This window comes from Archangium sp. (assembly GCF_036388035.1).
Classification (GTDB): domain Bacteria; phylum Myxococcota; class Myxococcia; order Myxococcales; family Myxococcaceae; genus Archangium.
The window spans coordinates 1-2,539 of record NZ_DASVSO010000530.1 but is presented as its reverse complement, the minus strand read 5'-3'; the positions used below and the strand labels follow the sequence as shown (position 1 = coordinate 2,539).

Genomic DNA, 2,539 nt, shown 5'->3' with positions numbered 1-2,539 from the left:
AGCGGAGGGATCGCGCGTTCTTGTCGCTCATGGCGCCCTCCCTTCAATGGGTTCCAGCGTCGCCACTCCCCCCTCCGGCGAGCTCGCAGCGCGGGTCTTCACCGTCAGCTCGAAGGTGGCCTCCAGGCATCCGGCGATGATGCCCTCGCGCTCCTCGCTGGTGCCCACGAACAGGCGGAAGGTCATGCGCAGGTTGTCCCGAGTCAGGCCCGCCTTCATGGCGTACAGGTGCATCCGGGCGAAGTGCCGGGCGGCGGTGCGGTAGTCCTCATCATCGAAGACGGCCTTGAGCGCGAGCTGCTGCTCCTCGACCAGGGGCCGCAGCAGCACGAGGCAGATGCCCTTGGTCTCCTCCGGGGTCATCGGCCGGCGGGCGGTGTTCAACACGGCGATCAGGTTCTTCACGGTGTTCCTCCAGTGGGTGCATGGACGGAGGGCTCCCACGGCCCCACGTCCTGCGGCTTATGCCGCCGCTCGCCGTGGAGTTGCCGGTGCGGCGCAGCTCCGCCACCACCCCGGCCAGCCGGGCACGTTGCTGCTCCCACCGGGTCCATCCCCGAGCACGGGAGGCCCCGGGTTCTGGTAGCCTCCCCACTCCCGAGGTTGAGCGCATGACCGTACTTCCACCGTTACTGGCAGGTGCCGCTGGAGAGGCACCATGAAGCCCACGCTGGAGGACGTGGTGCGGCCGGGCATGGTGGTGAGCGGCTACCGCATCGAGAGGAAGCTGGGCGCCGGGGGCTTCGGCAAGGTGTTCCTCGCGTGGCGTGACGGCAACCCGTGCGCGCTCAAGTTCATCCACCTGGAGAGCGTCGGGGAGTGGGGCTGGCGGGAGCTGTTCATCATGCTCCGCCACGAATTCCCCAACGTGGTGAAGCTGCTGAGCCATTTCAAGTGGCCGGAGGAGAAGCCCGAGTACCTGGTGCTCGTCATGGAGTATGTGCCGGGAGTGACGCTCTATCAGTGGGCGCGGGACAACAACCCGTGCGCCCGCGAGCTGGTGGAGAAGCTGCTGCCGCTTTCCCGGGCATTGAAGGAGGTCCACGCCCAGGAGGTGAAGCACCGTGACTTGAAGGGCGACAACGTGCTGGTGCGCGAGGCGGACGGAGCGCCGATGCTGGTGGACTTCGGCGCGGGCACCATGCCCAACGCCCCTCGCGTCACCGGAGCCCTGGCCCCGGCCAACCTCCGTTACCGCAGCCCCGAGGCCGTGGCCTTCTTCCTGCGCGAGAACCGAAAGCGGGGGGAGAGCTACGACTACTCGGTGAAGGACGAGCTGTACGCGCTGGGCGTCATCCTCTACGTGCTCGCCACCGACGTGTACCCCTTCAACGGCCCGGACGACGAGCTGCTGGGGGAGATTCTCGCGGGAGAAACCAAGCCCCCACACGTGCGCAACTCCCGCGTGCCCCGGGCCTTGAGCGAGCTGTGTCTGCGCCTGCTGGCCAAGGCGAACGCCCGTGTTCCGGACGCCGAGGCCCTGTGCGTGGCGCTGGAGAAGCTGCTGGAAGAGGCGAAGGCGGACCCTCGCCGCTGGGAGATGGCGTTGTGCTACGGCTGGACGGTGGACGGACGCACCACCGAGGACGCGCCGGAGTTGGTGGGCCACGACCCCCAGGCGTGGCTGCGCCGGTGGATCCGGCAGAAGCCCAAGCGGGGCAGGCCGCCCGCTCCTACTGCTCCTCCTGTTGCAGTTCCTGCCCCACCCGAGCCGCCCACCGCGTCAACCGTCTCGACGCTTCGCACCCGAGTGAGACGGGCCATTCCCGTCCTCGTGGCCGTGGCCGTGGTGGGACTCGTGGTGGGCATGGGTGTGTTCCTCGACCAGCTTCGGCCGACACCTCCCGCCCCCACTCCGCCACCAGCGCCAGTCCAGCCGGTGTTGGCGTCACCTGTACCTGCGGAATTCTCTCTCGACGGCCCGACGCCCTGGGCCACGCACGTCCATGAAGTGGCGCCCCCGTGGAAGCCGCCCGAAGCTGACGCAGGCGCAGCGCCCCCGAGGGCGGACACCCCTGCGCCCGTCACCACCGTGACGCTCAGCTCGGGAACGACTCGCATGAAGAAGAAGGCCCCCGGCTCACAGGCGGAGAGCGAGAAGAAGGGCAGCGGCTCCACCGGAGCCAACGTGCTGCTCGCCGTGGCCGCTGCCGCCAACCTGGCCTGTCCCGGCGCCCAGGTCCGCAAGGAGCCCACGCCCCAGGCATGCCCGGCCGGTGCCGTCGAGACCATGACCGACCAGCTCGGCATCCCCATCGGGGACATGGGCGGAAGATCCGTCTTCCCTGGTTGGGAGGAGCGCAAGCCCGTCCCCGTGAAGGAAGGCCCCTTCTCGATTGAGTTGCAGGCCGACTGGGACGTGGATGGGCGAACGGCATTGCCAAGAGGCACCCGTCTCTCCGGCCAGCTCTGCATCGGGGAGAAGCGCGTCTACGGCCTCATCACCCAGGCGGTGACGCCCACCGGGGACACATTCACCGTCTGCATGGAACTGAGGGAAGCCGGTGTCGAGCGTGGCCTGGAGATCAGGCCCGATGGT

The 2,539-nt window shown here is 68.7% G+C and carries 2 protein-coding genes; one reads left to right on the top strand and one right to left on the bottom strand.

Going from position 1 to position 2,539, the window contains the following annotated elements; genetic code table 11:
• Window positions 1-27: 27 nt before the first annotated feature.
• Window positions 28-405 (bottom strand): hypothetical protein, encoded by a 378-nt coding sequence (locus tag VF697_RS21350; RefSeq protein WP_331097802.1) that lies wholly within the window; start codon window positions 403-405, stop codon window positions 28-30.
• A 253-nt stretch (window positions 406-658) separates the two neighbouring features.
• On the opposite strand from VF697_RS21350, the gene VF697_RS21345 reads away from it, so the two are divergent.
• On the top strand, window positions 659-2,539 hold a 1,881-nt coding region (locus tag VF697_RS21345; RefSeq protein ID WP_331097800.1), incomplete at its 3' end, for a serine/threonine-protein kinase.